At 65.2% G+C, this 1,715-nt stretch carries 1 protein-coding gene; it reads left to right on the top strand.

The window, feature by feature from the left end:
• The first annotated feature begins 3 nt into the window (after positions 1 to 3).
• On the top strand, positions 4 to 1,704 hold the full coding sequence (locus tag MOV80_RS23235) for an ABC transporter ATP-binding protein (RefSeq protein WP_249605559.1): 1,701 nt from the start codon (positions 4 to 6) through the stop codon (positions 1,702 to 1,704).
• The last annotated feature ends 11 nt before the right edge of the window (positions 1,705 to 1,715 follow it).

Here is a 1,715-nt window from a genome sequence, read left to right as displayed (position 1 = left end):
ACAATGACTCAGAACCAGACCCTGCTGTCGGTGCGCAATCTCAAAGTGGCGTTCCGTCAGGAGAACGGCGGCGAATTCCAGGCGCTCAAGGGCGTCAGCTTCGACATCCCGGCCAAGCGCACCGTAGCGCTGGTGGGCGAATCCGGCTCCGGCAAATCGGTGACCTCGATGGCCATCATGCGGCTGCTGTCGCCGCAGCACGCCCAAATCACCCCGGACAGCCAGATCCTGCTGCAAGGGCGGGATCTGCTCAAAGCCGGCGGCGCCGAGATGCGCGCGCTGCGCGGCAAAGACATCGCGATGATCTTCCAGGAGCCGATGAGCTCGCTGAACCCGGTGTTCAGCGTGGGCGAGCAGATCATGGAAGCCCTGATGCTGCACGCCAAGTTGGGCCGCCGCGCCGCGCGCCGGCGCGCGATCGAACTGTTGCGCGAAGTGGGCCTGCCGGAACCGGAAAGCAAGGTGGACAGCTACCCGCACCAGCTGTCCGGCGGCCAGCAGCAACGGGTGATGATCGCGATGGCCATCGCCTGCGAACCCAAGCTGCTGATTGCCGACGAACCCACCACCGCGCTGGACGTGACCATCCAGAAGCAGATCCTGCAACTGATCGCGGACCTGCAGAAGAAGCACGACATGGCGGTGCTGTTCATCACCCACGACCTGGGCGTGGTGGGCGAGTTCGCCGACGAAGTCATCGTGATGCGCCACGGCGAAATCCGCGAGCAGGGCAGCGTGCAGCAAATCTTCGACGCGCCGCAGGACGCCTACACCAAGGCGCTGCTGGCCTGCCGGCCGCACCTGGACCGGCGGCCGCAGCGGCTGGCGGTGATCGACGACTTCCTGCAACCGGGCGGCTATGTGGAGCCGCCGCAGCGCGAGCGCGGCTACCAGGCGGACGACGAGATCATCCTGGACGTGCGCGGGCTCAGCAAATCCTTCGAAGTGCGCGAAGGCCTGTTCGGCAAACGTCAGTTCCACGCGGTCAAGGACGTGTCCTTCAAACTGGCCAAGGGCAAAACCCTGGGCATCGTCGGCGAGTCCGGCTCCGGCAAGACCACCGTCGGCCTGACCCTGGTGCGGCTGCATCAGGCCAGCGGCGGCCAGGCGCTGTTCCACGGCCAGGACCTGCTGGGCATGGACGCCAAGGCCTTCCACGCCTACAAGCGGCGCATCCAGATCATCTTCCAGAACCCCTACGCCTCGCTGAACCCGCGCTTCACGGTGGAGCAGATCCTGAGCGAACCGATGCAGCTGCACGGCATCGGCCGCGACGGCGGCGAACGGCGCAAGCTGGCGCAGGAACTGCTGGACAAGGTGGGGATGCCGGCCGGGGCGCTGCAGAAATACCCGCACGAATTCTCCGGCGGCCAGCGTCAGCGCATCGCCATCGCGCGCTGCCTGACCTTGAAGCCGGAAGTGCTGATCTGCGATGAATCGGTATCGGCGCTGGACGTGTCGGTGCAGGCGCAAGTGCTGAACCTGCTGCAAGACCTGCAGGACGAATACGGCCTGTCCTATCTGTTCATCTCGCACGACCTGGCGGTGGTGAAACACATCTCGGACCAAGTGATGGTGATGAATAAGGGCGAAGTGGTGGAGCAGGCGGACGCGGACCAGATCTACCGCGAGCCGCGTGAGAGCTACACCCGCAAGTTGTTGGAGTCGATTCCGCAGGGATGGGTGGGGATGGCGCCGGCCTAAAGCCGCGTTTG

The sequence above is a fragment of the Chromobacterium sp. IRSSSOUMB001 genome (assembly GCF_023507765.1).
Lineage (GTDB): Bacteria > Pseudomonadota > Gammaproteobacteria > Burkholderiales > Chromobacteriaceae > Chromobacterium > Chromobacterium haemolyticum.
This window is presented reverse-complemented; position numbering and strand designations above follow the sequence as displayed.